Consider the following 5,770-nt stretch of genomic DNA (forward strand, 5'->3'; position numbering starts at 1 on the left):
CTCTCACCCCCGGCTACCGCCGCCGATGTCGGCAAAGACATGACGAGACACGACATTGCGCAGTCAGGTACGTGCAGGTGACGCGAAAGTTCCTTCACCTTCACAAACCCTCGACCCGGAAAGTCTCAGATCCAACATTTCATCTTGCTGAAAAGACGCTGAAAATATTGTGGTGTCCGGTTTCAGCCACTAGCGTCATCAACACAGCGGATGGTCAGGGGAATCCGCTGGCTCGCCGGACCCGAACCTCGCCATTGCAAGCCAGCCCACGGTTCAGGCCGGTGCTTCTGCCGATTCCGGCATTCCTACCATTAGAAGGGAAATCCGATGTCCCAGGTAACGCAACCGCGTGTGCGTCGTGTGTGGGTGGTCCTTGGTGCGTCCGTCCTGTCATCGCTGCTGCTGGCCACGCCTGCGCTGGCCGGTGATGTCCAGCTCAGCGGCCTGCAGTCCGCGCCGACTCACCAGCGGTTCATCGTGAAGTACCGCGACGGCAGTGCGCCGGTGGCCAACACCACCGCACTCGCCTCCTCGCTGAAGACCGCCGCTGCCGGCATCGCCAGCAGCCAGGGCCGCGCGCTGGGCCTGCAGCAGGTCCGCAGGCTCGCTGTCGGCTCCACCGTGGTCAGGACCGACCGCGCGCTGGACCAGGCCGAATCCGAACTGCTGATGCGCAAGCTCGCCGCCGACCCGAACGTCGAATACGTCGAAGTCGACCAGATCATGCGCGCGACGCTGACCCCGAACGACACCCGCTTCAGCGAGCAGTGGGGCTTCGGTACGTCCAACGCGTCGATCAACGTGCGCCCGGCCTGGGACAAGGCCACCGGCACCGGCGTGGTCGTGGCCGTGATCGATACCGGCATCACCAACCATGCCGACCTCAACGCCAACATCCTGCCCGGCTATGACTTCATCAGCGACGCGGCGATGGCGCGCGATGGTGGTGGCCGTGACAGCAATCCCAACGACGAGGGTGACTGGTACGGCGACAACGAGTGCCAGGCCGGTTACCCGGGTTCGAACTCCAGCTGGCATGGCACCCACGTGGCCGGCACGGTCGCCGCGGTAACCAACAACAGCAACGGCGTGGCCGGGACCGCATTCAATGCCAAGGTCGTGCCGGTGCGCGTGCTCGGCAAGTGCGGCGGCTATACCTCCGACATCGCCGACGCCATCGTCTGGGCCTCCGGTGGCACGGTCAGCGGTGTGCCGGCCAACGCCAATCCGGCCGAGGTCATCAACCTCTCGCTCGGCGGCGGCGGCAGCTGCTCGACCACCTACCAGAACGCCATCAACGGCGCGGTCGGCCGTGGCACCACCGTGGTGGTCGCTGCCGGCAACAGCAACACCAACGTGTCCTCGTCGGTTCCGGCGAACTGCCCGAACGTGATCGCGGTTGCCGCGACCACCTCGGCAGGTGCACGTGCCAGCTTCTCCAACTACGGCACCGGCATCGACATCTCCGCACCGGGCCAGGGCATCCTGTCCACCCTCAACAGCGGCACCACCACCCCGGGCAGCGCCAGCTATGCGTCCTACAACGGCACCTCGATGGCGGCGCCGCACGTGGCCGGCGTCGTTGCGCTGATGCAGTCGGTGGCACCGAGCCCGCTCAGCCCGGCGCAGGTGGAAAGCATCATCAAGAGCACCGCGCGTCCGCTGCCGGGTGCGTGCTCGGGTGGTTGCGGCGCCGGCATCATCGACGCCGATGCCGCAGTGACAGCCGCGATCAACGGCACCACGCCCAACCCGGGTGGCACCGTGCTGCAGAACAACGTGCCGGTCACCGGCCTCGGCGCGGCCAGCGGCGCATCGCTCAGCTACACCGTCAACGTCCCGGCTGGCAGCGCGCAGCTGCGCGTGGCGATCAGCGGCGGCAGCGGTGATGCCGACCTGTACCTGCGTCAGGGCAGTGCCCCGACCGACACCGTCTACACCTGCCGCCCGTACCAGAGCGGCAACAACGAGACCTGCACCGTCAACAGCCCCGCTGCCGGCGTATGGCACGTGCGGGTGAAGGCCTACAGCACCTTCTCGGGCGTGACCCTCAACGCCCAGTACTGAGCCCAAGCCCCTCTCCATGGGCACGCCCCGGCCTCGGCCGGGGCGTTTTTGTTTCTGTAGAGCCGAGCCCACGCTCGGCTATCAGAGGGCTGTCGAGCATGGGCTCGGCACTACACGTCCCTCAAACCGACTCGAACCGGTTCGCCGCCACGTTCTTGCGCACATGCTGCGGATCGAAGATCCGGCCATTCATCGCGATGAACACCCCCGCCGGCAGCGACTGCACCGCACCGATCGCACAGCCGATGTTGAACTCCGCATCCGAACCACGGAACCTCGCCGGGCTCAATGCACCGGTCATCACGATGGTCTTGTCCGGAATCGTCGCCAGCACCTTGCCGGTCTGCACCATCGAATCGGTGCCGTGGGTCACCAGCACGTGGCGGGTGGGCTGCGCAGCGATCGTCGCGCGGATCAGCTCACGATCGTCGTCGTTGATGTGCAGCGAATCCTTGCGCAGGATCGGAATCACGTTGAACCGGAAGGTGACCCCCAGTTCGCGCAGGATCATGCCGATCTGCGGGTCGCCGATCTGGTAGTCCGACTTGTCGTCGAAATAGATCTTGTCGATCGTGCCACCGGTGGTGACGACCAGGAGCTCTTCCATCATGTGCATGCGCGAAACCAAGGCAGGTACAGCGGCGCGGGGCCGGGAACGCAGATGATACGGCCCACCGGGCGCAGCGTCAGCGCCGCCGCCCGAAACGGGCGCGCAGGCCGGGCAGGCTGGCCGAAAAGATCACCAGCAGCGCCAGCGCGATCTCGATCAGCGCCAGCCAGCGCGTTTCCGGGTGGCTCCAGGCGCTCATCACGCCGTGGCTGAACCAGCCCAGCGCCAGCACCGCCGCCCAGAACCCGGCCTTGCGCCAGCCCAGCCGCAGGGCGATGGCCAGCGCCAGCGGTGGTGCAGTGAACACCAGCTGGGTGGCCAGCCAGTGCCTGTCGTTGATGAACCAGCCGGCAAACAGCGCCGCCAGTCCCATCAGGGCCAGCAGCAGCACGGTGCGCGGCGCGGTGCTCATCGCGCCAGCCGCTGCGCGATGTCAGCCACGCGCCGGCCCAGCGCCCGCGCCAGTACCGCTTCATCGTCGGTCGGTTGCGGGTCGTCGGCGGCACCGGCCACGTGGCTGGCGCCATACGGCGTGCCGCCACTGGTGGTGTGGCTCAGCGCCGGCTCGGTGAACGGAATGCCGACGATCAGGCAGCCGTGGTGCAGCAGTGGTACCTGCATCGACAGCAGGGTCGACTCCTGGCCGCCATGCATCGACGCGGTGGACGTGAACACTCCGGCCGGCTTGCCCGCCAGCGTGCCGTTCACCCATTCGGCGCCGAGCCCATCGAGGAAATGCTTGACCGGCGCGGCCATGTTGCCGAAACGGGTGGGGCTGCCCAGCAGCAGTCCCTGGCACTCCACCAGGTCCTGCACGCTCACATACGGCGCGCCATCGTCCGGTACCGGCGGCTGCGCGGTCTGGGTGACGGCGGCCACCGGCGGCACCGTGCGCAGCCGCGCCGCCATGCCCGGCACCTCGCCGATGCCCCGCGCGATCTGGCGCGCCAGCCGTGCCACCGAACCGCCGCGGCTGTAGTACAGCACCAGGATTTCGCCCATCGCGCCCAGCTCTCCTCATCGTGTGGACGCCAGTATGGCTATCCTGCATCGATTCCGCATCGGGTACCCTTGCGCCGATGGAACCTTTGGATACGCTCAATTTGTGGATGGAGCGCGCGCGGGATCGCGCACGCGCCGCCAGCTTCGGCCGCTTCCTGTGGCGCCGCTTCCTCGACGACCGCCTGTTCCAGGCGGCCGCCGCGCTGGCCTACACCACGGTGTTCGCGCTGGTGCCGTTGGCGATCGTGGTGTTCGGCGTGCTCTCGGCCTTCCCGGTGTTCGACCGCTGGAGCGACCAGCTCAGCGACTACGTCTTCTCCAACTTCGTGCCCAATGCCGCGCGCGCTGCCGAGGGCTACCTGCGGCAGTTCTCGGCCAGCGCGGGCCAGCTCACGGCCGCCGGCTTCATCGCCCTGGTCATCTCGCTGCTGATCACCCTCAACAGTGTTGAAGAGACCTTCAACCAGATCTGGCGCGTCGGCAGCAGTCGACCGCGGCTGACCCGCTTCCTGGTCTACTGGACGGTGCTGACCCTCGGCGCGATGCTCGCCGCCGCTTCACTGGCCGTGTCGGCGCGGGTGTTCGCGATGCCGCTGTTCGGCACGCAGGAGGGGCGCTGGCTGGCCGATCTCGCGTTGCGGCTGGCACCGATCCTGATCGAATTCGTCTGCATCACCCTGATGTTCCGGGTGGTGCCACACCACACCGTGAAGTGGCGCCACGCGGTCCCGGGCGCGATTCTGGCCGCGGTGATCCTGGAGCTGGTGAAGTGGGGCATCGGTGCTTACCTGGGCAGCTTCCAGTCCTACCAGAAGCTGTATGGCACGGTGGCCTTCGTGCCGATCCTGCTGCTGTGGATCTACCTGTGCTGGGTGGCGGTGCTGCTGGGCGCGTCGCTGGCATCGTCGATGGCGGCCTTCCGCTACCAGCCGGTGGAACTGCGCCTGCCGCAGGGCTACGAGTTCTATGGCCTGCTGCGCCTGCTCGGGCGCTTCCAGCACGCACGCGCCAAGGGCAGGGGCCTGGCCGATGACGAGATCCTGCGGCTGGAACCGATGCTGACCGACTCGCTGCTGCAGGACCTGGCCTGCCACCTGGAGGGCATCGGCCTGCTGCGCCGTGATGAGCGCGGTGAATGGCTGCTGGCCCGTGATCTGGACCAGGTCAGCCTGGGCGATCTGTACGAATGCACGCAGCTGCGCATTCCGGTGGCCGAACAACACCTGCCTTACCGCGATGACAGCCTCGGCCGGGCCGCACTGGCTGCGCTGGACGAGTTGCGCCTGCCGCTGCGTGAACGCCTCAAGCGTCGCGTCAGCGACATCTACCCTGATTCTGGAGACGCCCCATGACCTGCAAGACCCCGTTGCTGCTGGCTGCGCTGCTGGCCCTGGCCGCCTGCAAACCCGCGCAGGAGCCGACCCCGGCCAGCAGCCAGCCGCCCGCGCAGGCACCGACCCCGACCGCGCCGGCGCCGGTGGAGGACACGCCCGCCGAGCGCGTCACTGCCGAGTTCCCGACGCTGAAGATGAAGGCGGTCGATGGCAGCGATTACGACCTGGCCGCACATCGTGGCAAGTGGGTGGTGGTGAATTTCTGGGCGACCTGGTGTGCACCCTGCCGCAAGGAAATGCCCGAGCTGTCGGCATTGCATGCCATGCGCAGCAACATCGATGTGGTTGGCCTGGCCTACGAGGACATCGAGGTGCCGGAGATGCAGTCGTTCCTGACCAAGCATCCGGTGACCTATCCGATCGTGATCGTCGATCCGTTCGATCCGCCGGCCGACTTCGCCACCCCGCGCGGCCTGCCGCTGACCCACCTGATCGATCCGCAGGGCAAGCTGGCGCACAGCTTCCTGGGCCCGGTCACCGCCGCCGACATCGAACAGCAGATCGCGGCTGCAAAGTAATGGGTGGGTCGGCAGGGCTGCGCCCTGCACCTGCCGAATCGACGGCAACGGCAACGGCCAAAGCAACGGCGGGCATTCCGTGGGATGGCGGGGTGGGTCCGGTTGCGGGGACGCTGCAAGTACGTCCCTGTAAGCTCGGTCGCGCCATCCATGGCGCTCACGCCCCCGCAACCGGACCC

The 5,770-nt window shown here is 67.4% G+C and carries 6 protein-coding genes; 3 read left to right on the forward strand and 3 right to left on the reverse strand.

Translation table 11 applies throughout. From position 1 onward, the window contains the following. Nucleotides 1-327: 327 nt before the first annotated feature. Nucleotides 328-2,067: a S8 family peptidase gene (locus tag ACFX4F_RS18905; protein WP_380657799.1), complete on the forward strand. Its 1,740-nt coding sequence runs from the start codon at nt 328-330 to the stop codon at nt 2,065-2,067. A gap of 121 nt (nt 2,068-2,188) precedes the next feature. Here ACFX4F_RS18905 and ACFX4F_RS18910 read toward each other — a convergent pair whose 3' ends face one another. The 3 genes from ACFX4F_RS18910 to wrbA form a co-directional block, all read right to left on the reverse strand. Next, nucleotides 2,189-2,674, reverse strand: coding sequence for an asparaginase domain-containing protein (locus ACFX4F_RS18910; protein WP_033830416.1), 486 nt, complete (start codon nt 2,672-2,674; stop codon nt 2,189-2,191). A 79-nt stretch (nt 2,675-2,753) separates the two neighbouring features. Next, entirely contained in the window at nt 2,754-3,089 is a 336-nt protein-coding gene (locus ACFX4F_RS18915; RefSeq protein WP_380657801.1) for a DUF2069 domain-containing protein, read from the reverse strand. Then, nucleotides 3,086-3,679 carry an NAD(P)H:quinone oxidoreductase gene (wrbA, locus tag ACFX4F_RS18920; protein ID WP_093818977.1) on the reverse strand — a complete coding sequence of 198 codons (594 nt, stop codon included), beginning with the start codon at nt 3,677-3,679 and terminating at the stop codon, nt 3,086-3,088. Before wrbA ends, ACFX4F_RS18915 begins: the two co-directional genes overlap by 4 nt. A gap of 77 nt (nt 3,680-3,756) precedes the next feature. On the opposite strand from wrbA, the gene ACFX4F_RS18925 reads away from it, so the two are divergent. After that, complete coding sequence (locus ACFX4F_RS18925; protein WP_032977469.1) at nt 3,757-5,031, forward strand: YihY family inner membrane protein; 1,275 nt, start codon at nt 3,757-3,759, stop codon at nt 5,029-5,031. Then, entirely contained in the window at nt 5,028-5,591 is a 564-nt protein-coding gene (locus tag ACFX4F_RS18930; protein WP_380657804.1) for a TlpA family protein disulfide reductase, read from the forward strand. The genes ACFX4F_RS18925 and ACFX4F_RS18930 overlap by 4 nt, the downstream gene beginning before the upstream one ends. The last annotated feature ends 179 nt before the right edge of the window (nt 5,592-5,770 follow it).

Origin of the sequence: Stenotrophomonas sp. YIM B13575, assembly GCF_042787595.1 — a bacterium.
Lineage (GTDB): Bacteria > Pseudomonadota > Gammaproteobacteria > Xanthomonadales > Xanthomonadaceae > Stenotrophomonas > Stenotrophomonas lactitubi_B.

Coding starts and splice junctions, on each gene's coding strand:
- wrbA (WP_093818977.1), bottom strand. CDS start 3,679: ATGGGCGAAATCCTGGTGCTGTACTACAGCCGCGGCGGTTCGGTGGCA.
- ACFX4F_RS18925 (WP_032977469.1), top strand. CDS start 3,757: ATGGAACCTTTGGATACGCTCAATTTGTGGATGGAGCGCGCGCGGGAT.
- ACFX4F_RS18930 (WP_380657804.1), top strand. CDS start 5,028: ATGACCTGCAAGACCCCGTTGCTGCTGGCTGCGCTGCTGGCCCTGGCC.
- ACFX4F_RS18915 (WP_380657801.1), bottom strand. CDS start 3,089: ATGAGCACCGCGCCGCGCACCGTGCTGCTGCTGGCCCTGATGGGACTG.
- ACFX4F_RS18905 (WP_380657799.1), top strand. CDS start 328: ATGTCCCAGGTAACGCAACCGCGTGTGCGTCGTGTGTGGGTGGTCCTT.
- ACFX4F_RS18910 (WP_033830416.1), bottom strand. CDS start 2,674: ATGGAAGAGCTCCTGGTCGTCACCACCGGTGGCACGATCGACAAGATC.